Source organism: Streptomyces sp. NPDC045470 (genome assembly GCF_040646595.1).
In the GTDB taxonomy this organism is placed as follows: domain Bacteria; phylum Actinomycetota; class Actinomycetes; order Streptomycetales; family Streptomycetaceae; genus Streptomyces.
In genome coordinates, this window is record NZ_JBEZAN010000017.1 from 18,996 (window position 1) to 41,836 (window position 22,841).

Genomic DNA, 22,841 nt, shown 5'->3' on the forward strand with positions numbered 1-22,841 from the left:
GCGGCCGAGGACGACGGGCCGCTGCCCGACGCGCCGTCGCCGACGGCGCGACCGCACGCACCGGAACCACCGGCCCCGGAACCACCGGCACCCGCGTCACCGCAGCCCGCATCATCGGAGTCCGCATCACCGGAACCGGCGACCGCCCCCGCGGACGCCGGGAACGGGTCCGCGCACCCCCTCGCGCCACCCGCGCCCGCGCCCGCACCGCCCCCGCACCGGGTCCTGAAGTCCCTGCTGGGCGCGTGGGCCCTGGCCGCCTGCTCCGCCGAGGAGACGGCCGCCGTGGAGGAGCACCTCACGGACTGCGCGCCCTGCGCGGACGAGGCGCTGCGCCTGCGGGACGCGGTCGGCCTGCTGCATCCGGCCGACCCGCTGGACCTCGACCCGCTGTTGCGCTCGCGGGTGCTGGAGGGCTGCCTGGGCCGGCGCCCGGCCCGTATCCCCGTTCCGGAGTGGGCGGCCCCGTACGACGCCGAGACCGCCAAGCTGGACGCGCTGCTCAGCGACATGGGCGAGGCGGAGTGGCAGGCTCCGGTGCGGCTGCGCTGGTTCGAGGACGAGCGGCCCGCCGAGCGGCGCACCACCGTGGCCGGGGTCATCGGGCATCTGATGGCCGTGGACGGCCTGGTCGCCACCGCGCTCGGCCTCGGCGACCCGCTGGGCGCCGCCGCCCCGCACGGGCCGGCCGGTCCCGACGACCGTACGGAAGCCTGCTGGCAGGCGATCGCCGACGGCCGCGCCCCGCACGCCACCCGCGGACCGTGGCGCGACCAGAGCCACACCCTGGTCCGGACGGTGTCCTTCGCCGGCCACGGCGTCACCGGACTGGCCGTGCCGTACGGGGGCACCCGGCTGCCGCTGCGCGACGCCTTCCTGGACCGCGCCTTCGAGTGCTGGGTGCACGCGGGTGACATCGCCGAGGCGGTGGACTATCCGTACGAGGCCCCGGCCGCCGGGCATCTGCACCTCATGGTCGACCTGGCGGCCCGGCTGCTGCCCCGCGCGCTGGCCTACCGGCGCCGGGCCGGGCTGGCGCCGCCGCCGCAGCGCCTGGTCGAGGCGGGCGCGCCCGGCCGTACGCTGCATCTGGAGGTCGAGGGCAGCGGCGGCGGTCACTGGTACATAGCCCTGGACTCGCCGGGCGCCCTCGGCACGCCGGACCGCACGGTCGCGCACATCGCGCTGGACAGCATGGAGTTCTGCCAGCTGGCCGCCGGGCACGTGCCGCCGGAGGAGACGGCCGCCGGGCAGCACGGCGAGCCGGAGGCGATCCGCGACGTGCTGTTCGCCACGGCGTCGCTCTCGCGGCTGTGAGCGTGCCCGTGCCCCGCCGGGGGCACGGGCAGCGGTCGCTACGCGAAGACGACCGTGCGCGAGCCGTTGAGCAGGACGCGGCGCTCGCTGTGCCACTGCACGGCGCGCGCCAGGGCCTGGCACTCCACATCCCGGCCGACCGCCACGAGCTGGTCCGGCGTGACGCCGTGACCGACGCGCTCGACCTCCTGCTCGATGATCGGGCCCTCGTCGAGGTCGGCCGTCACGTAGTGCGCGGTGGCCCCGATGAGCTTCACGCCGCGCGCGTGCGCCTGGTGGTAGGGCTTGGCGCCCTTGAAGCTCGGCAGGAAGGAGTGGTGGATGTTGATGATCCGCCCGGACAGCGCCTTGCACAGGTCGTCGGAGAGCACCTGCATGTAGCGGGCCAGCACGACCAGCTCGACGTTCTCCTCGCGCACCAGCTCCAGCAACCGCGCCTCGGCGGCGGCCTTGGTGTCCTTGGTCACCGGGATGTGGTGGAAGGGGATGCCGTACGAGCCGGCCAGCTCGGCGAAGTCGGTGTGGTTGGAGACCACGGCCGCGATCTCGACCGGCAGCGCGCCGATCCGGGAGCGGAAGAGCAGGTCGTTGAGGCAGTGCCCGAACTTGGACACCATCAGGACGATGCGCATCTTCTCGTCGGCGCGGTGGATCTGCCAGTCCATCTGGAAGGAGTCGCCGACCGCGGCGAAGCTGGCGCGCAGCTTCTCCACGCTGACCGTGGCGTCCGCGCTGAAGTGGACCCGCATGAAGAAGAGCCCGGTGTCGTGGTCCCCGAACTGCTGGCTGTCCTCGATGTTGCAACCGGTCATGAACAGGTAGCTGGACACCGCGTGCACGATGCCCTGCTTGTCCGGGCAGGAGAGGGTGAGGACGTACTGGTCGGGGGTACTGGGCTGCGAGTCGCTCATGACCTCATAGGGTCGCACATTCCCGGCCGTGGTCCGTCCCACGGCGGGACGGACGGCGGGGGCGGGAGCGGACGAAACCTTTCGGCCGCGGGGTCCCGCGCCGCGCCCTCAGGCCGGGGCGCCCTGCCCCCGCGTCATGATGGCCAGGACCTCCAGCGAGTGCGGCGGCGCGTCCGGGTCCTCGCCGTCCGCCACCGCCATCCGTACGTGCGCGTCGCGCGCGGCCCGTACCGCCTCCGGCCAGCCGTGGTGCTCCAGGTAGGCGGTCACCGGGGCGTCCGGGCCGACCTGGTGCATGATGCGCAGCACCCGCAGGACGGCGACGTCGACCAGCGACGCCTCCTGGGAGTCGCGGAAGATCGTGCCGACGTACTTCTCGGCGGACCAGTTGTCCAGCCAGGTGTCCTCGACGAGCCGGTAGACGGCGTCGGTGACGTCCCCGTACCCCGGGAGACCGGCCAGCCAGGTCTCCCGCTGGAAGACGGGGTCGGAAAGCATGTGCAGCGCGGAGCGCACATTGCTGCGCCAGCGCCACCACGGCATGTCGGTCAGCGGCATGGCGCCCATGGTGGTCGAGCGACGGCCGCGACGGGAAGACTTCTCCGAACCTTGCACAGTATTCGATCGTACGTTCTCCGCCGATGATCACTGGCGGCCCCCCGGAGTTCACCGCGCCGTCACCACCCATTGCTCCGGCGTCACTCACACGTTCCGGGCGAAGCGGAATGCTCCGTGCACATGACCGGACGGCGACGCCCCTCCTCCCCCCGCCCCTTCCCCCGCGCCCTCGCGGCAGCCACCGCCGCGACGGCCTGCACGGCGGTCCTGGCGTCACTGCTCTCGGCCTGCGGCTCCCTCCCCGGCGCCCCGGGAGGCTCCGGGGAGAAGGAGCCGCTCACCGTCATGACGTGGGCCCCGGTGGACACCAAGGCGACCAACATGCCGGGCATGCCCGCGATGGCCGAGGCGTACGCCCGCTGGGTCAACTCCCGGGGCGGCCTCGGCGGTCACCCGCTGAAGGTCGTCACCTGCAACGACCACAACGACTCGGTGGCCGCCGCGGGCTGCGCGCAGCGGGCGGTCGAGGCCAAGGCGGTCGCGGTCGTCGGCTCGTACAGCCAGTTCGGCCGCTCGTTCATCTCGCCCCTGGAGCGGAACGGCATCCCCTACCTCGGCGGCTACGGCGTCTCCGACGAGGAGTTCGCCAGTCCGCTGTCGTATCCGGTCAACGGCGGCCAGGCGGCCCTCCTGGCGGGCAACGGACGGCAGCTCGCGAGCGTCTGCGAACGGGTCTCGCTGGTGCGCCCGGACACCATCCAGGGCGACCAGATGCCGGCCCTGCTCAGCGCGGGCCTGGCCGACGGCAGCCGCGCCGCCGCGAAGGACGTCCGCGCGCCCGAGGACGGCACCGACTACGCCGACGCGGCACGGCGCGCGCTGGACGGCGTCGGCGCCGGCACGGCCGGAACGGGCGCGGCGGGCGGCGCCAAGGGCGCCGGCGGCTGTGTGACGGCCGCCCTCGGCGAGCGCACCGACACGTTCTTCGACTCCTTCCGCCGGCTCCAGCCCGACGGCTCGAAGGTACGGATCGCCTCGGTGCTGGGCAGTGCCGGCCAGGCGCTGGTGGACCGTACGGGCGGCCGGGCCGGGCCGCTGGAGGGCGCGTACCTGACGGGCTGGTACCCCGTCGCGAGCGACCCGCGCTGGAACCCGATGCGCAAGGTCATCCACGACCACGCCTTCGGCGACAACCGCATCGACCCCGCCGACCCGGGCGTCCAGACGACGTGGATCGCCTACACCGTGCTGCGCGCGATCGTGGAACGGCTGGGCAAGGAAGGCGTCGAGGACATCACGGCCCACACCGTGCAGCAGGCCCTGGACCGCGGCGGACAGGCCGTGGACACGGGCGGGCTGACGCCGAAGCTGCGCTGGCGCTCCGAGGACATGCTCGCGGTGCAGGACTTCCCGCGCACCGTGAACGCGCTGGTGACCTACCAGGTCGTACGGGAAGGGCAGCTCGTGGCGGCGAAGGAGGGCTTCGTGAACGTCGCCGGGACACTGGAGAAGCCGCGGGCGGACGTCTGAGGAGCGTCCGTAGCCGCCCGCTGAGGGACATCCGGCGCGCCCCGCTGAGGCGCGTCCGTCACATGCCGCTGAGGCACGTCCGTCGCGCCCCGCTCAGGGGCACCGGCCGACGCGCCCCGCTCAGGGGCACCGGCCGGCGCGCCCCCGCCTCCCGCCCGTACGGCCACCCGCTCAGCTCTTCTTCGTCAGGGCCTTCTCGACGTCCGTGAGGACCGCCTCGGCGGCGAGCGGGCCGCCCGAGCTGTTCCACGCCGAACCGTCGATCACCACGACGTGGTGCTTCTCGACGGCCTTGAGCTTGCCGAAGTTCGGTACGGCCGTGGCCTCCTTCAGTCCCTTCTCCCCCGCGGCCCGGTCGCCGAGCGCGCCGAGGAACAGCCAGTCGCCGTCGATGGTCTCCAGGCGCTCCAGGCTCACCGGCTCGCTGTGGCCGGAGCTCTCGCCCTGCTGGCCCTGGGGCCGCTTCAGGCCGAGCGCGGCGAGAGTGTCGCCGACGTGGCCCTTGCCCTTGCCGACGACCGAGGGCGCGCCGTTCTGCCAGCGGATGACGCTGGTGACGGCCCCGGCGTTGTCCCCGAGCCCGTTCTTCACGGTCTTCAGGCGCGCGTCGAAGGCGTCCAGCCACTTCTGGCCGTCGGCCTTCTTGCCGAGGGCGTCGGCGGTCGCGGTGAAGGCGTCCCGCCAGGGGGCGTTGAGCTTGGCGGTGAGCACGGTGGGCGCGATCCGGCCGAGCTTGTCCTGGACGCGCTTGGCGCCCACCGTCTCGTCGAGCAGGATCAGGTCGGGGCGCAGGGCGGCGAGCTTGTCCAGGTCGGGTTCGGCGACGTTGGCGACGATCTCGGCGGACTTCGCCTTCGGCGCGAGGTAGCCGGCCACGCCGGACTGGCCGCGGCCGCTGGTGGCGCCGATCGGGTGGGCGCCGAGGGCGAGGGCGGCGTCGAGGGTGGGTTCGCTGAGCGTGACCACCTTCTTCGGGGCGGCGGGCACCTCCACCTTCTTGCCGTTGGCGTCGGTGACGGTACGGGTGCCGGAGCCGCCCGCCTTGGTGTCGGCGCCGTCCTTGCCGCCGGAGTCGCCGTCCCCGCAGCCGGCGAGGGTCAGGGCGCCGGCCAGGGCGACGGTGAGCAGGGCGGCGGATCGGCGGTAACGCATCGGAAATGCTCCTCGGGTGTGCGGAAAAGTTCGGGGGAGGTCAGCGGGTGCCGGTGGCCGGGGGCGCGGCGGTGTCCCGTCGGCCGGGTGGCGTGCCGGGGCCGAGCAGGGCGATCAGCCCCTGGGCCAGGCCGACGGCCCAACAGGCGTAGTCGTGGCCGCCGTTGTAGTCGGAGCCGGTGACGGTGTGACCGTCGGCGCGGAGCTTCTGGCGCAGGTCACGGGTCTGTTCGAGCATGCCCCACTCGTGCAGCCCGGCCTCCAGGTGCAGCCGCAGGCCGCGCGGTGCGCCCGCGGCGTAGCGGCGGGTGATCCACGCGGTCTCCTCGGCCGGTTCGCCCGGGGGCCGCCACCACAGGGAGGGGGACTGGGCCAGGACGTTGCCGAAACGCTTCGGCGCCGTGTGCCCCGCGTACAGGGCGGTGAGTCCGCCCAGGCTCTGCCCGGCGACGACCGTGCGCGCCGGATCCGTGCCGACCGGCAGCCGGCCGGCGGCCCAGGGCAGCAGCTCTTCGGCGAGGAAGGTGACGTACTCCGGGTGGCCGCCGAGTTCCCGGGCGCGGGTGGCGTTGTCGACGGCGTGCGGGGCGAGCACGGTCAGCGGCGGGATCGCGCCGTCGGCGACGAGGCCGTCGAGCGCGTCCTCCAGGTGCAGTTGGCCGAACCACATGTCGCCGTCGAGCAGGACGAGGGTGTCGGTGCGCCCGCCGGGGCCCGCGCCGGGCGCCGACGGCTCGTACACCCACACCTCGCGTTCCGTGCCGAGCGCGGCGCTGGTCACCTGGTGGCGCCGTACCGTGCCGCGCGGGGCGCCGGGCCCCGCGGGGCGGGTCCACGGGCGGGGCGGGGCGTGCGGGAGTTCGAAGACGGAGCCGGGCGGACCGTGCCAGCGGGTGGCTATCGTGCGGGGGTTGAGGGGGTCGCCGACACCGGTGGCGGCCAGCGCGCCGAGGTCGTCCGGCGCCCGGCCCTCGGTGTCGGGGGCGATGCGGTACGAGCCGCGGTGGTCGCCGCGCAGACGGTAGGTCAGGTGCCACACGTCCGTACCGGGCAGGTGGCGCATCAGGCTGGCGGCCAGGTCGGAGCGGTCCATCAGCCGGTTGACCATCAGCAGCACCTGGCGGGTCGCGGGGTCGCCGCGCCACAGGAAGGTGACGGCGCGGTGGTCGGGGTCGGCGTCGAGCGGTTCGGCCAGTGGCGTGCCGCGGGCTTTCACCTCGTCCCAGAACCGGTCCAGCACCGCGGCACGGGCCTGTGCCGACCCGGCCGCGGCCAGCTCGGCGGCCAGGCGCCGTACCCGCGGGCTGTCCGTGGTCTCGGCCGGGTGGGGCCGGGGGGTGCGGGGCGGCCCGGCGGGGACTGCCGGGGCGGTGCGGGCGCCGGTCGCTGGGATGCCGTCCGCGTGGGTCATCTGTTCACTCCCTGGGAGAGGGCCAGTTCGACGAGCCGGGGTACGACGTCGGCAGGGCTGGGCATGACGGCCATCTCCTCGGCCGTCTCCCCGGCAGCGGTGGCCAGCGCTTCGTCCTCAAGGAGCCGGCGGACCAGTTCGCGCCCGGGGCGGTCGGGCCCGGCGAGGGCGGCCGGGTCCTCCGGCACCAGACCGCACCCGCGCCTCCGGACCGCCGCCGCGTTGGCCGGCCGGTCGGCGCCCTCGCCGAGGACGAGCTGCGGCAGGCCGGAGTCCAGGGCGGTCAGGGTGGTGCCCGCGCCGCCGTGGTGGATGGTGGCGTCACTGCCCGCGAGCAGCGCGCCCAGGGGTGTCCACGCCACGGGGCGGACGTTGTCGGGGAGCGGGCCGAGCGCGGACAGGTCGGCGCCGCCGAGGGCGAGGACGAACTCGGCGTCGGTGACGCGGGCGGCGTCCACGACCCACTCGACGGGCGAGACACCGTCCACGACCGGGCGGACCGTGCCGAGGGTGACCGCGATCCGGGGGCGTTTGCGGTCCTCGAAGAGCCAGCGCGGGAGCGCTCCGCCGCCGTTGTACGGGACGTAGCGCAGGTAGCGGCGGTGCGGTTCGGCGGTGACGCTCATGGCGGGCGGGGTGACGTCGAGCCAGGCGGCGACCGGGCCGGGGCCGGTGAGGCCGTGCCGGGCGTACCCGTCGGCGAGGGCGTCGTTCATCATCGCGACGTGCCGTCCGGTGTGGCCGAATCCGACCGCGTGCACGACCGAGGGGATGCCGAGGGCGGCGGCCACGAGCTGGCCGACGACGCCGTTGGGGGTGTGCACGACGAGGTCGGGCCGCCACTGACGGGCGATGTCGACCATGGTGTCCGCCATCTCCTCGCTGAAGAAGGAGAAGCCCTTGCCCTTGGGGGCGGTGCGCTGCTCGCCCGGGGCCGGGGGCTTGCCCTGGCGGCCCTTCTCCATGGCCGCGTACAGGGCGTCGGGGTCGATGCCGGGCGCGCAGTCGACGGCCGGCAGCCCGGCGGAGACGGTGTGGCCGACGGCCCGTCCGCAGGTGGCGACGAGGACGTCGTGGCCCGCGGCGCGGAACGCCTGGGCCAGCGGGACCATCGGGTAGAGCAGCCCGAAGAAGGGGGGCCCGGCGAACAGGACACGCATCGAACTACCTGCTTTCTTCCCCGACGGTCCGTCAAGACGCTCTCGGGTCACGGGTGGTACGGCGGGACGACTGAAACGGGTGGGTCGCGAGTGCATGTGTGCCAGGTCACACACTCCGAGTGACGACCAAGCACTTAGGCAAGCCTAAGCTAACCACGTGCTCAGCAGGTCAACAACGTCCCCCGGCTGGATACGCAGGCTCGGCGCCGCGTGCCGGCACCATCCCCGACTCCTCCTCGCGGTCGCCGTGAGTTCCGTGTTCGGCACGGGACTTGAAGCGGTCGGACCGCTGCTGGCCCGGCTCGGCGTCGACGACGCCGTGGCAGGTCGCACCGGCCGCATCGGCTGGCTCGCCGCCGCGATGGCGGGCCTGGCGCTCGTCCAGTTCGGCGCCGAGTTCACCCGCCGCTACGCCGCCGGAAAACTCGCCCTCGGTGTCCAGCACCGGCTGCGCACCCAGGTGTTCGACTCCCTCCAGCGCCTGGACGGCGTCAAACAGGACGCGCTCCGCACCGGCCAGGTGGTCTCCCGCGCCAACAGCGACCTGACCCAGGTGCAGATCATGCTCGGGATGCTGCCGATCCCGCTCGGCACCTCGGCCCTCTTCCTCGTCGCCGTCGGCGCGATGCTCTGGCTGTGCGCCCCGCTCGCCCTCGTCGCGCTGACCGTGGTGCCCGCCACCGCGTGGGCCGCCGCCCGCAGCCGCGCCCGGCTCGTCCCCGCCACCCGCGCGGCACAGGCCGGCGCCGCCCAGGTCGCCGAGCAGGTCGAGGAGGCCGTCACCGGCGTACGGGTGGTCAAGGGCTTCGGCCAGGAGGACCGTGAGACCGACCGGCTGGCACGCGCCGCCCGCGGCCTGTTCGGACGGCGGATGCGCGTGGCGCGCATCCAGGCCGGCGCCACCGCCACCCTCGCCGCGCTGCCCGCGCTCGGCCAGGTCGGTGTCCTCGCCCTCGGCGGCTGGCTGGCGCTGCGCGGCACCATCGGACTGGGCACCTTCCTCGCCTTCGCCGCCTACATGGCGCTGCTGGCCGGGCCCGCCCGGCTGTTCGCCAGCTTCCTGGTCACCGCCCAGCAGGCGCGCGCCGCCGCCGAACGCGTCAACGAACTCATCGACGCCCGGCCGGAGATCACCGAACCGGAAAACCCCGTCGCCCTGCCCGACGGCCCCGTCGGCCTGGAACTGCGCGACGTGCGCTTCGGATACGCGCCCAGCGACCCCGTCCTCGACGGCACGTCCCTGACCGTACGGCCCGGCGAGACACTCGCCCTGGTCGGCCCGTCGGGCTCCGGAAAATCCACCGTCTCCCTGCTGCTCCCCCGCTTCTACGACCCGCAGGCCGGCTCCGTGCACGTCGGCCCGCCCGGTGCGGCCGCCGACATCCGCGAACTGTCCCTCGCCGGCCTCCGCGCCACCATCGGTGTGGTCTTCGAAGAACCGTTCCTGTTCTCCTGCTCGGTCCGCGACAACATCGCCTACGGCCGTCCGGACGCCACGGACGAGCAGGTCAGGGCCGCCGCCGAGGCCGCCGAGGCACACGAGTTCATCGCCGCGCTGCCCGACGGCTACGCCACCGAGGTCGGCGAGCGCGGACTGACGCTCTCCGGCGGGCAACGGCAGCGCGTGGTGCTGGCCCGCGCCCTGCTGGCCGACCCGCGGGTACTCGTCCTGGACGACGCGACCTCCGCCGTGGACGCCGGCACCGAGGCCGCCATCCACCGCACCCTGCGCGCCGTCACCGGCGACCGTACGACCCTGCTGATCGCACACCGCCGCTCCACCCTCCAGCTCGCCGACCGCATCGCCGTCCTGGACGACGGCCGCGTGGTGGACACCGGCACCCAGGACGAACTGACCGCACGCTGCCCGCTGTTCCGCGAGCTTCTGGCCGGGCCCGGCGACTCCCTCGACGTACGCGTCACCGCCGACCCGCACACCGGCGACCGGGGCGTCACCCCGGACCTCTGGCCCGAGCCCCCCGCCGACGCGGACCGGAGCACGGCCGAGGAGACCACCGAGGACCCGCGCCTGGACGAGGCCCGGCTGCGCGCCCCCGACCCCGACGCCCGCTTCCGGCGGCTGCTCGCCCCCGTACGCACCGCCCTGCTCCTCGGCCTGCTGCTCGTCGTCGCCGACTCCCTCGCCTCCCTCGCCCTGCCCCTCCTCGTCCGGCACGGTCTGGACGCCGGGGTCGGCACGGGCGACGGCGGCGCGCTCGCCACGACCGTCCTGACCGCCCTGCTCGTCGTCGCCCTCGGCTGGGGTGTGCTCTCCCTCCAGGCGCGCATCACCCGGCGGGCCGGGGAACGGGTGCTGTACGGGCTACGGGTGAAAACCTTCGCCCACCTCCAGCGGCTCGGCCTGGACTTCTACGAACGCGAACGCGGCGGCCAGATCATGACCGCCATGGTCAACGACATCGACGCGCTCTCCGCCTTCCTCCAGACCCACCTGCTGACCTCGGTGGCCGCGCTGGCCACCCTGTGCGGCGCGGTGCTGGCGATGCTCGCCGTCGACCTGCCGCTGGCCCTGACCGCGCTCGCCCTCGTCCCCCTGATCGCCGTCGCCACCGCCGTCTTCTGGCGGCTGTCCTCCGCCGCGTACACCGATGCCCGCAAGCGCGTCGGCGAGGTCAACTCCAGCCTCCAGGAGAACGTCTCGGGCCTGCGCGTCGCCCAGTCCCAGAGCCGTGAGGGCCGGACCGCCGAGGCGTTCGGCAAGCTCTCCGAGAGCTATCGCGCCGCCCGGCTGCGCGCCCAGCGCTACGCCGCCGTGTACTTCCCCTGCGTCAACCTCACCGCCGAACTCGCCAAGGCCACCGTCCTGCTGTTCGGCGCGTACCGGGTCGCGGACGGCGGCCTCAGCCCCGGCGTGCTGGTCGCCTTCACCCTCTTCCTCGGCATGTTCTTCTCGCCGATCCAGCAGCTCTCGCTCGCCTTCGACAGCTACCAGCAGGCGTCCGTCGGCCTGCGCCGCACGATGGAACTGCTGCGCGTCGAGCCGTCCGTACGATCCGCCGCCGACCCCGCGCCCGTACCGGACCGGCTGCGCGGCCCGATCGAACTGCGCGACGTCACCCTCCGATACCCGGGGGCCGAGCGGGCCTCGCTCGACCGGGTCAGCCTGCGCATCGAGCCCGGCGAGACGGTCGCGCTCGTCGGCGCGACCGGCGCCGGCAAGTCCACCGTCGTCAAGCTGCTCGCCCGCTTCCACGACGCGACCGAGGGACAGGTGCTGGTGGACGGGGTGGACGTCCGTGCCTACGACCCGCCCGCCTACCGGCGGCTGCTGGGCGTCGTCCCCCAGGAAGCCCACCTGTTCACCGGCGACATCGCCGACAACGTCCGCTACGGACGGCCCGACGCCACCGACCAGGAGGTCGAGGCGGCCGTGCGCGCCGTGGGCGCGCTGCCCGCGGTCGCCGCCCAGCCGTACGGCTTCCGCCAGCCCGTCGGCGAACGCGGCCAGCGCCTGTCCGCGGGCCAGCGCCAGCTCGTCGCACTGGCCCGCGCCCACCTCGTCGACCCCGGCCTGCTGCTGCTCGACGAGGCCACCGCCGCCCTCGACCCGGCCACCGAACGCACCGTGCTGGACGCCGGGGACCGGCTCGCCGACGGCCGCACCACCGTCCTGGTCGCCCACCGCCTGGCCACCGCCGCACGGGCCGACCGGATCGTCGTCCTGGACGCCGGACGGATCGCCGAGCAGGGCTCCCACCAGCAGCTCCTCGACGCCGACGGCCTGTACGCCCGGCTGTGGCACCACCACGCGACCGCCGCCGAACCCGCCCCCCTCACCCAAGGATGACCCGCTCATGAAGGCACTTGTCCTCTCCGGAGGCACCGGCAGCAGGCTGCGGCCCATCACCCACACCGCCGCCAAGCAGCTCGTCCCCGTCGCCAACAAGCCGGTGCTCTTCTACGGCATCGAGTCCCTGGTCGCAGCGGGCGTCACCGACATCGGCATCATCGTCGGCGACACCGCGGCGGAGATCCGTACGGCCGTGGGCGACGGCTCTCGCTTCGGCGCCCGCGTCACCTACCTCCCCCAGGAACAGCCCCTCGGCCTGGCGCACGCCGTCCTGATCGCCCGCGAATGGCTCGGCGACGACGACTTCGTGATGTACCTGGGCGACAACTTCGTCGTCGGCGGCATCGCGGAACTCGTCGACGAGTTCCGCGAGACCCGCCCCGACGCCCGCATCCTGCTCACCAAGGTCCCCGACCCCAGCGCCTTCGGCGTCGCCGAGCTCAGCCCCGAAGGGGACGTCGTGCGCCTGGAGGAGAAGCCGAGCAACCCGCGCAGCGACCTGGCGCTGGTCGGCGTCTACCTCTTCACGCCGGGTGTGCACGACGCCGTACGGGCCATCGAGCCCTCGGCGCGCGGCGAACTGGAGATCACCGACGCCCTCCAGTGGCTGGTCGACGCCGGCCGCACCGTCCAGTCCACGGTCATCTCCGGCTACTGGAAGGACACCGGCAACGCCACCGACATGCTGGAGGTCAACCGCACGGTGCTGGAAGACCTGCCGCCCGCCGTCCTCGGCGACGTGGACGACGCCAGCGAACTGGTCGGCCGGGTCCGCATCGAGGCCGGGGCCAGCGTCGTACGGTCCCGGATCGTGGGACCGGCCGTCATCGGCGCGGGCAGCGTCGTCCGCGACTCCTACATCGGCCCCTCCACCTCCGTCGCCGACGGGTGCCTGATCAGCGGCAGCGAGGTGGAGTTCTCCATCGTCCTGGGCGACTCCCGCATCGAGAACGCCGGCCGGATCGAGGGATCGCTCATCGGCCGCATGGTCCGCATGAGCGGCGCCGCCCGCGCACCCCGCGCGCACCGCCTGGTGCTCGGCGACCACAGTCAGGTGCAGATAGCGCCCTGAGCCCCGGCCCTCCGCGCGCCCCCGCCCCCTTTCCCTTTTCTTGGACTGACGCCTTGAGAATCCTCGTCACCGGCGGAGCCGGTTTCATCGGCTCCCACTTCGTCCGCACCCTGCTCACCCCCGAAGGCCCCGGCGACGGCACCGGACCGCACGTCGTCACCGTGCTGGACGCCCTGACCTACGCGGGCGACCGCGCCAACCTCCGGCCCGTGGCGGACGATCCGCGGTACACCTTCGTGCACGGCGACATCCGCGACCGGCCACTGGTGGACGACCTGCTGGCCGACCACGACGCGGTGGTGCACTTCGCCGCCGAGTCGCACGTGGACCGCTCCATCGCGGGCGGCACCGACTTCGCCTCCACCAACGTCCTGGGCACCCAGGTCCTCCTGGAATCCGCGGTGCGCCACCGCATCGCCCGCTTCGTCCACGTCTCCACCGACGAGGTGTACGGCTCGATCGCGGAAGGCTCCTGGACCGAGCACGAGCCCCTGGCGCCCAACTCGCCCTACTCCGCCAGCAAGGCCGGCTCCGACCTGCTCGCCCTCGCCCACCACCGCACCCACGGCCTCGACGTCTCGGTGACCCGCTGCTCCAACAACTACGGCCCCTACCAGCACCCCGAGAAGGTCGTCCCGCTGTTCGTCAGCCGCCTGCTGGCGGGCGGGCGCGTCCCGCTGTACGGCGACGGGCTCAACGTCCGCGACTGGCTGCACGTCGACGACCACTGCCGGGCGCTGCGCCTGGTCCTGGAGGGCGGCCGGCCCGGCGAGGTCTACAACATCGGCGGCGGCACCGAACTCAGCAACAAGGACCTCACCGAACGCCTCCTCGCCGCCTGCGGCGCCGACTGGGACCGGGTCGACCACGTCACCGACCGCAAGGGCCACGACCGGCGCTACTCCGTGGACTGGACGAAGATCCGTACCGAACTCGGTTACGTCCCCCGGCGCTCCTTCGACGACGGACTCGCCGAGACCGTCGCCTGGTACCGCGACCGCCCCGAACGGTGGGCGCCCCCGGCCGACGGCACCACCGCCGCACCTGCCCTGGGGGGTGCCGCCCGGTGAACCGCTGGCTGATCACCGGCGCGGGCGGCATGCTCGGCCGCGAGGTCTCCCGCATGCTGGCCGCCGAAGGCGTGTGCGCGCTCCCCCTGGACCGCCGGACCCTGGACCTCACCGACACCCGCGCCGTGGCGTCCGCCCTGCGCCGCGTCCGCCCGGCCGTGGTCGTCAACTGCGCCGCGTACACCGACGTGGACGGCGCCGAGACCCACGAGGAACAGGCGCACCGCATCAACGCCGACGCGGTGCGCGGACTGGCCCGCGCCTGTGCCGGCACCGGCACCCGGCTGCTGCACGTGTCCACCGACTACGTCTTCTCGGGCGACGCCACCACCCCGTACACCGAAGGCGCGCCGACCGGGCCCCGCACCGCCTACGGCCGCAGCAAACTCGCCGGGGAACAGGCCGTCCTGGCCGAACTGCCGCACACCGGCACCGTCGTCCGCACCGCCTGGCTCTACGGCGCCCACGGCCGCAACTTCGTCCGCGCCATGGCCGAACGCGCCGTGCGCGGCGCCACCGTGGACGTCGTGGACGACCAGACCGGCCAGCCCACTCCGGCCCGCGACGTCGCCGGGCGGCTGCTCGCCCTCGGGCGCGGGCCCGCCCGCGCCGGCGTCTTCCACGCCACCACCGGCGGCACGACCACCTGGTACGGACTGGCCCGCGAGGTCTTCCGGCTGGCCGGAGCCGACCCGGACCACGTCCGGCCCACCGACAGCACCACCCTGAACCGGCCCGCCCGCCGCCCCGCCTGGAGCGTGCTGGGCCACGACCGCTGGGCCGCCGCCGGGCTGCCCGCGCCCCGGCACTGGCGCGACGCGCTCGCCGCCGAGTTCACCCGGGTGACCGCCGCACTGGAAGGAGCCGTCTCATGCGCCCGCTGAGCATCGAAGGAGCCTGGGTCCGCGAACCCCTCGTCCACCGGGACGACCGGGGCTCCTTCCACGAATGGTTCACCCAGCCGGAGTTCACCGGCGCCACCGGGCGCACCCCGATACTGGCGCAGGCCAACTGCTCCGTCTCCCGCCGCGGTGTGCTGCGCGGCGTGCACTTCAGCGAGGTGCCGCCCGGCCAGGCCAAGTACGTCACCTGCGTACGCGGCGCCGTCCTGGACGTGGTGGTGGACCTGCGGACCGGCTCCCCCACCTACCGCGCCTGGGAGGCCGTACCGCTGGACGAGGACGGGCTCAGCGCGGTCTACCTCTCCGAAGGGCTCGGCCACGCCTTCATGGCCCTGTCCGACGACGCCACCGTGGTCTACCTCTGCTCCACGGGCTACCAGCCGCAGCGCGAACACGGCGTCCACCCGCTGGACCCGGCCCTGGGCATCGACTGGCCCGCCGGGGTCACCCCGCTGCTGTCCGCCAAGGACGCCGCCGCGCCCACCCTGGAGGAGGCCGAGCGGCAGGGGCTGCTGCCGTCGTACGAGGAGTGCGTACGTCATCGGGCAACCGTCCGGGCCGCCGAACGGACCGCCGAACGGGAAGGCAGCGCGGCGTGACGACGACGGCGACCGCGGCGCGCACCGGAGCCCCCGCCCCGGAAGCCGAGCCCGCACCGCCCGCGGGACGCCGCGTACTGCGGGCCGGCGGGCTGCTGCTGGGACTGGCGCTGCTGGCCGTCGTCGTCCTGGTGAGCATCGCCGTGGGCGCCAAGGCCATCCCCCTCGACCAGGTGTGGCACGGCCTGTTCGAATCGACGGGGACGGCCGACGACCGGATCGTGCGGGAACTGCGGCTGCCCCGTACCGCTCTGGGCGTCGCGGCGGGCGCCGCCCTCGGCCTGGCCGGCGCCGTGATGCAGTCCCTCACCCGCAACCCGCTGGCCGACCCCGGCCTCCTCGGAGTCAACGCGGGCGCCTCGGCCGCCGTGGTCACCGCGATCAGCGTGCTGGGCATCACCTCCTTCACCGGCTACCTGTGGTTCGCGCTGGCCGGCGCCGGTGTGGCGGCCGTCCTGGTCAACGCCCTCGGCGGCAGCCGGGCAGCCACCCCCGTACGGCTGGCCCTGGCGGGCACCGCGGTCAACGCCGCCCTCTTCGGCTACGTCAACGGCCTGCAACTGACGGACCTGGGTGCCCTGGAGACCATGCGGCACTGGTCGATCGGCACCCTCACCGGCCGCCGCGGCGACCTGCTGCTGACCGCGCTGCCGTTCCTGCTGGCCGGCGCCGTCCTCGCGCTGGCGGTGGCCCGCCCGCTGAACGCGGTCGCCCTGGGCGAGGACACCGCCCGCTCGCTCGGCGCCCGGCTGGGCCGCACCCGGGTGCTGTCCATCGTCGCCATCACCCTGCTGTCCGGCGCCGCGACCGCCGTGTGCGGGCCGATCGGTTTCATCGGCCTGATGATCCCGCACGCGGTACGGGCTTTCTGCGGCCCCGACAACCGGTGGCTGTTCCCGTACTGCGCCGTCTTCGCGCCGGTCCTGCTCCTGGGGTCGGACATCATCGGCCGGGTGCTGGTGCCGCCGGCCGAGATCGAGGTCGGGGTCGTCACCGCGTTCTTCGGCGGCCTGCTCTTCATCCACCTCGTCCGCCGCCGGAAGGTGGCCCAGCTATGACCGCCGTACGCACCTCCCGCACCTCCCCCGCGCGCCGCACGGCGCCCCGTCCCACCGTCCTGCGCACCCGAGGCGGACTGTCCCTGCGGCTGGGCCGCCGCGCCCTGCTGGTCTGCGCGGCACTGGCGCTGACCGGCACCCTGGTGGCCGTCCTGTCGCTGGGCATGGGCAGCTACCGCCTCAGCCCCGGCGAAGTCGTCGCCACCCTCTTCGGGGACGGGCCGCCCGGCGCGGACTTCGTCGTGGTCGACCTGCGGCTGCCCCGGGTGCTGGACGGGCTGCTGGCCGGATTCGCGATGGGCATGAGCGGCGCGGTCTTCCAGTCGCTGGCTCGCAACCCGCTGGGCAGCCCCGACGTCATCGGCTTCGGCAGCGGCGCCTCGGCCGGCGCCCTCGTCTCCGTCATCCTCCTGGAGGCCGGCACCGCGCAGATCGCCCTCGGCGCGGTGGCCGGCGGACTGGCCACCGCCGCCGCCGTCTACCTGCTGGCCTGGAAGCGCGGCGTGCACGGCTACCGCCTGGTGCTCGTCGGCATCGGCGGCTCGGCGGTCCTCGGCTCGCTCACCAGCTACCTGTACGTACGGGCCGACATCGGCAAGGCCGCCGAAGCCGCCACCTGGATGATCGGCAGCCTCAACGGCCGCGGCTGGCCCGACGTGAGCGTGGCCGCCCTCGGCGTCGTCGCCCTGGCACCCGCCGTCCTGGCGCTGGCCCGGCGGCTCTCCCTGCTGGAGATGGGCGACGACACCGCGGCCGCGCTCGGCGTCGCCCCCGAACGCAGCCGCCTGGCCCTCCTCGCCACCGGCACCGGCCTGACGGCACTCGCCGTCGCCGCCGCCGGACCGATCCCCTTCGTCGCGCTCGCCGCACCCCAACTGGCCCGCCGCCTCACCCGCTCCCCCGGCCCCAACGTCCTGCCCGCCGCCTGGATGGGCGCCGTCCTGGTCACCCTCGCCGACTGGTCGGCGCAGCGCGTCTCCGGTACGGGCATCCTGCCGGTGGGCGTGATCACGGGGGTGGGCGGGGGCGTGTACCTGGCGTGGCTGCTGTTCCTGGAGAGGAGGTCGGGGAAGTTGTGAAGGTCCGGCCGGTCCGTGAGGGGCCGGCCTGTCCGTGAGGGGCCGACCGGTCCGCGCCGGCCGCTGACGGGCCGGGGGCCGCCCGTCAGAGCTGTTCCGGGCGGCGCTCCGTCAGGCCGTACTTCTGCGCGATCGGGTTCCAGAGCTTCGCCGCCTGCTGCTTGGCCTTCGTGGCCCGGCCGCTGTCCGCGTTGCCCTGGGCGGGCTCCTTGCCGCCCCGGGCCTTGCCCTTGGGGCAGCCCTTCTTGCCCTTCACCTGCCCGGCCCAGGCCGCGTAGTGGTTGTCGGCCGAGGCGGAGGACTTCCACGCCTCGTTGAGCGAGGCGGTCAGCTCACCGCTGCCGGGCAGCTTGTCGACGGGGAGCGCGGCCAGTCGGCTCACCAGGTCGTTGCGCTGCTTCGCGGCGTCCCGGAGGTCCTTGGCCGCCGCGTCGAGGTTGTCGCACGACTTGATGCTCTTGACCGCGCCGATCACGGCGGCACGGCTGTTGTTGCTGTCCTTCAGCAGCGCGTCGAGACCCTTCGCCTGCGCTGCCACCGGGTCGGCGGACGGTGACGGCTTGGTGTCCTTGCCGTCCGCCTCGTCCTTCGCGGCGCCGGACGCACCGGCGGACTCCTGCTTCTTCTCGGCGGGCCCGTCGTCACCGCCCCCGCTGAGCGCCCAGCCGACGCCGAGCCCGGCGCCCGCCAGGGCCACCACGGCGACACCGATGATCGCGGCGGGCGCGAAACGCCGACGCCGTCCGCCGCCGTCCGGCCCGTGGTCCGCCTGCGGCGCGTACTGGTCGAACTGCGGGCGGCCGCCGAAGGGCTGCTGACCGTACGGCCCCGGCTGCTGCTCCGGCTCGTCGAAGCGGGGCAGTTGCGCGGTGGCGTCCGGGACAGCGCCCGGCGCTGCGGCCGGGGCGGCGCCACCGGGGCCGGAACGGAAGAGGCCCTCGAACTCGGCCGGGGTCGGGCGGTCGCCGGGGGCGCCGGGGTGTGCCGGCCCTGCGGGTTGTGCGCCGAAGGGGGCGCCGGGCGGCGGAGTGCCGGGACCGATCGGCGGTAGGAACTGGGTGGCCTCGGAGTCGGCGCCGGGCGGCGCCGGCTGGGCGGATGGGGCGGGCTGGGCGGATCGGGCCGCGTCGGGCCGCGGGCCGTTCGGCTTGATCGCGCGCAGCGTACGGGTGGACTCACCGGGCGTCTCGGGACGGCCGCCCGCAGGACCGCCGGCCGCCGGCGGCATCGGCGCGGCACCGGGCATCGGGCCGGGCTGCCCGCCCTGCGTGCCGCCACCTGTCTGGCCCTGCTGCGGCTGCTGTGCGCCGATGGGCCGCAGCAGCGCGGTCGACTCCGGGTCACCGGCGGCGGGCGGCATCGGCGCACCGGCCTGCGGCGTCGCGGGGACGAGTTGGCCGGGCCGGGGCTGCTGTCCAGGGTGGCCGGGGTGGCCCTGCTGGATGGGCTGGCCCTGCTGGCCGGGGTGGCCGGACTGGCCCTGCTGGCCCCCGGGCTGCGGGCCGAGCGGGGACACTCCGGACATCGGGGACATCAGCGCGGTCGCTTCCATGTCCGGGGCAGGGCCCTGGTCCGGCTGCTGCCCCGGGTTCTGCGGGGGCTGCGCGGGCGGCGGCATAGGCGCGGCGCCCGGGGGCTGATGCTGCTGGAACGGCTGCTGCTGCGGCGGCTGCGCGGGCGGCGGCGTCGGAGGGCCTGAAGGAGCTTGGGGCGCCGGGGGCATCGGCTGGGCAGGCGGGTACTGGGCGAAAGGCTCCTGCCCGTACGGCTGCTGCTGGGCGGGAGGCGGCTGCTGCCGGCCGTACGGCGACGGTTGCTCCTGGCCGTACTGCGACTGCTGCTGACCGTACTGCGGCTGCTGCTGACCGTGCGGCTGACCGGGCGCCTGCTGACCGCCGTACGAGGGCCCCTGCCCCAATTGCCCCGCAACCGGCGGAGCCTGAACCGGCTGCCCCGGTATCGACTGTCCCTGCACCGGCTGGCCCTGCACCGGCTGGCCTTGAACCGGCTGTCCCTGCACCGGCTGCGCGCCCGGCGTCTGCTGCTGCTCGGGCCCCCAGGGCTGCCCCCAAGGCTGGCCCGCGGGCGGTGCGGCCTGCTGGCCGGGGACCCACGGATCACCGTGAGCGGGCAGCACAACGCCCTCTCGCGCGGGCTCGCCCGCAGGATAGTGCGGGTCGTTGCCCTGTCCGCTCTGCGTCACCGGGACTCCTACGATCTGCTGACTTACGGAAGCGTCGGCTCACGCTACCGGGTCGCAGTCTCGTTCGACCATGTCCCCTGGTCACCACCCACCCTTAACGCCCCACAAGGGCCTTCCAGGCCCTTCTGAGGCCCCTGTGGCAGTTCGGGAGGGCCCGCCGGGCGGACCCTGCGCGGTCCGCCCGGCGGAGAAGGACGAGGCGGCCCGGGCGCCGACAGGCCCTCCCCCGGCTGCCGCGGGCCGCGAATCCGCTACGCGGCTGCCCGCAATTCCAGCCGGGCACCGAACTCCCGCACCACCGGCTCGTCCCGGTACGGCTCCAGCCGCAACTGGAAGTCCTCCAGATACTCCGCGCCGCGGTTCGACCGCAGCCCGCTCAGCAACTCGATGGCCTGGGTGCCCGTGTGGCACGCCTGCTCGATCTCGCGCTGCTGCACCTGCGCGCTGGCCAGCAGCACCAGCCCGATGGCGCGCCGCCGCGCCCGTCCTTCGGGGTGCCCGTCCACCGCTTCCTGAGCGCGCTGGCGCGCCGCGCCCGCCTGGCCCAAGTCACGATGGCAGTGCGCGAGTTCGTCGGCGAGGTACGCCTCGTCGAAGTGCGAGATCCACACCGGGTCGTCGCCGGCCCCGGAGGAGCCGACGGCGCGTTCCATGGCGCCCACCGCCCGGCCCGCCACGACCTGGAAGGCGCGCGCGTCACCCATCAACGCGTGCCCGCGCGCCTCCGCCGCGAAGAACATCGCCTCCGCACGCGGCGTGACGTGTCCCCGCGCTCCTTCCTGGGCGGCCTTCGCGAGCTGCGCGATCTCCCGGGGGTTTCCGAGCGAGGCGGCGAGGTGGCTCATGCTGGCGGCCAGCACGTAGCCGCCGTACCCGCGGTCGCCGGCCGCCTGCGCCAGCCGTAGCGCCTGGATGTAGTAGCGCTGCGCCAGCCCCGGCTGGCCGGTGTCGACGGCCATGTAGCCGCCCAGTTCCGTCAGCCGGGCGACCGACGCGAACAGTTCGCGGCCGACCGACTCGCGGTACGAGCCGGCCAGCAGCCCGGAGACGACGCTGTTGAGGTAGTGGACGACGACCGGCCGGACATGGCCGCTGCCGTAGCGGTGGTCCAGCTCGCCCAGGGCCGTGGTCATGGCCCGTACGGCTTCGACGTCCGAGATGCCCACCCGCGCCCCGGCGTTGCGCGCGACCTGCGGGTCGGCACTGGTGATGAGCCAGTCCCTGCTCGGTTCGACCAGCGCGGAGGCGGCCACGGTGGAGCCGCTCAGGAAGTCGCGCCGGCCGACGTCGCTGCGCCACAGCTCGCAGACCTGCTCGATGGCACCGAGGACGGTGGGCGAGAACTGCAGGCCCACACCGGACGCGAGGTTCTTGCCGTCGGCCATCCCGATCTCGTCGATGGTGACCGTCCGCCCGAGTTTGCGGCCCAGCGCCTCCGCGATGATGGCGGGGGCCCGGCCGCGCGGCTGCTGGCCGCGCAGCCAGCGGGCGACGGAGGTCTTGTCGTAGCGCAGGTCGAGGCCGTGTTCGGCGCCGCACATGTTGACGCGGCGGGCGAGTCCGGCGTTGGAACAGGCGGCTTCCTGGATGAGCGCCTGCAGCCGTTCGTTCGGCTGCCGCGCGACGAGTGGCCTGGCGGCCATACTGCACCCCCTGATTACTGCTGCGCGTTCACCAGCGAACGCCGTACCCGTGGACCAATTCCCCACGCATATGCCGGATATCCGGGATATCTCGGATGTGCGTCATGTCCGCCGAAGCCTTGACATTTCCGGGTTGTGGCGATCGGGTCGGCCGGCCGGCGGATCGCTCCGCCGGATTGCGGTGTCCGGCACGTCCTGTCGCTCCGGTCCCGGGTACTGCCTCACGGTCTCGGCTCCTGCTGCTCCGGTCTTCGATGTTCGGTCGTCGGTGTTTCGTGTTCCGTGTTCGGTGTTTCGTGTTCCGTGTGCGGTCTTCGGTGTTCCGTGTTCGACGTCCGAACGTTCGGTGGAACGGTGTTCCGGGGAATCGGCCGAACCGGGGTACGCCGTGCGGTACCCGCGTCCTGCTCGCGGCGCCGCCGCGCCGTGCGGTCCCGGCGTTCGCTCCGGGGTCCGTGCCGGCTGTGCCGCGGCCTGCCGCCGGGCGGCCTCTCCGCCCGTCACGCAGGTGGCTACCCGTTCTCCCGGCGCTGCCCCGCACGCGCCCCCAGCCATGCATCCATGCGCCCCACGTGCGGGAACGATGCGCCGGGGTGGTGCACATGTCGGCCGTAACCCTTGGTGACGGGGAAAGTTGTCCACCACGTGGAAGACACCATCGGAGTCACAGGAGCCTCTCAGGTCCCCGAGCAGCGTGGCGAGCTGTTGATCGAAACTGCGGTGCGTTACGCGGAAGAGCGGCATTGGGACGTCTTGCCCGGCGCATGGCTGGAGGACGAGGGCGAAGTGCCGCGCTGCTCGTGCGGCGCGGCCGACTGCGCCGCGCCCGGCGCGCACCCCGCCGTACCGGGCTGGGCCGGCCACGCCACGGGCAGCGCGACGGCCGCCCGCCGCCTGTGGAGCAGGAATCCGCGCGCCTCGATCCTGCTGCCGACAGGCCGTACGTTCGAGGCGCTCGACGTGCCCGAGACGGCCGGCTGCCTGGCCCTGGCCCGGATGGAGCGGATGGACCTGCCGCTCGGGCCGGTGACCCGCACCCCGGGCCGCCGGATGCTCTTCTTCGTCCTCCCCGGCGCCGCGGTCAAGGTGCCCGACCTGGTGCGCCACCTGGGCTGGCCGCCCGCGTCGCTGGACCTGGTCGCACGGGGCGAGGGCGACTACGTCGCCGCGCCGCCGACGCGCGTGGGGGCGCACGGGGCGGTGCAGTGGGTACGTGAGCCCACCGCCGCCAACCGGTGGCTGCCGGACGCGGACGAACTCATCAGCCCTCTGGCGTACGCCTGCGGGCGGGAGGCCGCGGCGGCACGCGGACGGTGAGGACGGAGCGGCGGAACCGTACGGGGCGCGCCTGCCGTACCCGCCGCT

Annotated in this window: 18 protein-coding genes; 11 read left to right on the plus strand and 7 right to left on the minus strand. The window is 74.3% G+C overall.

Going from position 1 to position 22,841, the window contains the following annotated elements:
• The first annotated feature begins 21 nt into the window (after positions 1-21).
• Entirely contained in the window at positions 22-1,317 is a 1,296-nt protein-coding gene (locus AB0A97_RS32810; RefSeq protein WP_361157132.1) for a zf-HC2 domain-containing protein, read from the plus strand.
• Positions 1,318-1,355: 38 nt separating this feature from the next.
• Here the strand turns inward: AB0A97_RS32810 and purU are convergent, their stop codons facing one another.
• Positions 1,356-2,228 carry a formyltetrahydrofolate deformylase gene (purU, locus tag AB0A97_RS32815; RefSeq protein ID WP_361156859.1) on the minus strand — a complete coding sequence of 291 codons (873 nt, stop codon included), beginning with the start codon at positions 2,226-2,228 and terminating at the stop codon, positions 1,356-1,358.
• A 108-nt stretch (positions 2,229-2,336) separates the two neighbouring features.
• Complete coding sequence (locus AB0A97_RS32820; RefSeq protein ID WP_361157134.1) at positions 2,337-2,795, minus strand: hypothetical protein; 459 nt, start codon at positions 2,793-2,795, stop codon at positions 2,337-2,339.
• Between the two features lie 171 nt (positions 2,796-2,966).
• Here AB0A97_RS32820 and AB0A97_RS32825 point away from each other — a divergent pair, with 171 nt between their 5' ends.
• A complete protein-coding gene (locus tag AB0A97_RS32825; protein WP_361156861.1) occupies positions 2,967-4,316 on the plus strand; it encodes an ABC transporter substrate-binding protein in 1,350 nt (449 codons plus the stop codon).
• Positions 4,317-4,487: 171 nt separating this feature from the next.
• Here AB0A97_RS32825 and AB0A97_RS32830 read toward each other — a convergent pair whose 3' ends face one another.
• Genes AB0A97_RS32830 through AB0A97_RS32840 form a run of 3 tightly spaced genes read right to left on the minus strand, consistent with a single transcriptional unit; the run spans position 4,488 to position 8,039 of the window.
• Positions 4,488-5,468: an ABC transporter substrate-binding protein gene (locus AB0A97_RS32830; protein WP_361156863.1), complete on the minus strand. Its 981-nt coding sequence runs from the start codon at positions 5,466-5,468 to the stop codon at positions 4,488-4,490.
• Positions 5,469-5,508: 40 nt separating this feature from the next.
• Positions 5,509-6,879, minus strand: coding sequence for an enterochelin esterase (gene fes, locus AB0A97_RS32835; RefSeq protein WP_361156866.1), 1,371 nt, complete (start codon positions 6,877-6,879; stop codon positions 5,509-5,511).
• A complete protein-coding gene (locus tag AB0A97_RS32840; RefSeq protein ID WP_361156869.1) occupies positions 6,876-8,039 on the minus strand; it encodes a nucleotide disphospho-sugar-binding domain-containing protein in 1,164 nt (387 codons plus the stop codon). Before AB0A97_RS32840 ends, fes begins: the two co-directional genes overlap by 4 nt.
• A 157-nt stretch (positions 8,040-8,196) precedes the next feature.
• Here AB0A97_RS32840 and AB0A97_RS32845 point away from each other — a divergent pair, with 157 nt between their 5' ends.
• The 7 genes from AB0A97_RS32845 to AB0A97_RS32875 all read left to right on the plus strand — a co-directional run bounded on the left by AB0A97_RS32845 (position 8,197) and on the right by AB0A97_RS32875 (position 17,630).
• Positions 8,197-11,847 (plus strand): ABC transporter ATP-binding protein, encoded by a 3,651-nt coding sequence (locus AB0A97_RS32845; protein ID WP_361156871.1) that lies wholly within the window; start codon positions 8,197-8,199, stop codon positions 11,845-11,847.
• A gap of 7 nt (positions 11,848-11,854) precedes the next feature.
• Complete coding sequence (locus AB0A97_RS32850; protein ID WP_361156874.1) at positions 11,855-12,922, plus strand: glucose-1-phosphate thymidylyltransferase; 1,068 nt, start codon at positions 11,855-11,857, stop codon at positions 12,920-12,922.
• Positions 12,923-12,975: 53 nt separating this feature from the next.
• Positions 12,976-13,992, plus strand: coding sequence for a dTDP-glucose 4,6-dehydratase (rfbB, locus tag AB0A97_RS32855; RefSeq protein ID WP_361156876.1), 1,017 nt, complete (start codon positions 12,976-12,978; stop codon positions 13,990-13,992).
• A complete protein-coding gene (rfbD, locus tag AB0A97_RS32860; protein WP_361156879.1) occupies positions 13,989-14,876 on the plus strand; it encodes a dTDP-4-dehydrorhamnose reductase in 888 nt (295 codons plus the stop codon). The genes rfbB and rfbD overlap by 4 nt, the downstream gene beginning before the upstream one ends.
• Positions 14,864-15,493: a dTDP-4-dehydrorhamnose 3,5-epimerase gene (gene rfbC / locus AB0A97_RS32865; RefSeq protein ID WP_361156882.1), complete on the plus strand. Its 630-nt coding sequence runs from the start codon at positions 14,864-14,866 to the stop codon at positions 15,491-15,493. Before rfbD ends, rfbC begins: the two co-directional genes overlap by 13 nt.
• 77 nt (positions 15,494-15,570) lie before the next feature.
• Positions 15,571-16,551, plus strand: coding sequence for an iron chelate uptake ABC transporter family permease subunit (locus AB0A97_RS32870; protein ID WP_361157137.1), 981 nt, complete (start codon positions 15,571-15,573; stop codon positions 16,549-16,551).
• Entirely contained in the window at positions 16,548-17,630 is a 1,083-nt protein-coding gene (locus AB0A97_RS32875) for an iron chelate uptake ABC transporter family permease subunit (RefSeq protein WP_361156884.1), read from the plus strand. Before AB0A97_RS32870 ends, AB0A97_RS32875 begins: the two co-directional genes overlap by 4 nt.
• Before the next feature lie 85 nt (positions 17,631-17,715).
• Here AB0A97_RS32875 and AB0A97_RS32880 read toward each other — a convergent pair whose 3' ends face one another.
• Entirely contained in the window at positions 17,716-19,248 is a 1,533-nt protein-coding gene (locus tag AB0A97_RS32880) for a hypothetical protein (RefSeq protein ID WP_361156887.1), read from the minus strand.
• An 87-nt stretch (positions 19,249-19,335) separates the two neighbouring features.
• Between AB0A97_RS32880 and AB0A97_RS32885 the strand changes: the two genes are divergently transcribed.
• A complete protein-coding gene (locus AB0A97_RS32885; protein ID WP_361156889.1) occupies positions 19,336-19,962 on the plus strand; it encodes a hypothetical protein in 627 nt (208 codons plus the stop codon).
• 122 nt (positions 19,963-20,084) lie between these two features.
• Here AB0A97_RS32885 and AB0A97_RS32890 read toward each other — a convergent pair whose 3' ends face one another.
• The gene (locus tag AB0A97_RS32890) at positions 20,085-21,476 is read right to left on the minus strand and encodes a transcriptional regulator (RefSeq protein WP_361156891.1); all 1,392 of its coding nucleotides are present in this window, start codon (positions 21,474-21,476) and stop codon (positions 20,085-20,087) included.
• 645 nt (positions 21,477-22,121) lie between these two features.
• On the opposite strand from AB0A97_RS32890, the gene AB0A97_RS32895 reads away from it, so the two are divergent.
• On the plus strand, positions 22,122-22,793 hold the full coding sequence (locus tag AB0A97_RS32895; RefSeq protein ID WP_031001746.1) for a bifunctional DNA primase/polymerase: 672 nt from the start codon (positions 22,122-22,124) through the stop codon (positions 22,791-22,793).
• The last annotated feature ends 48 nt before the right edge of the window (positions 22,794-22,841 follow it).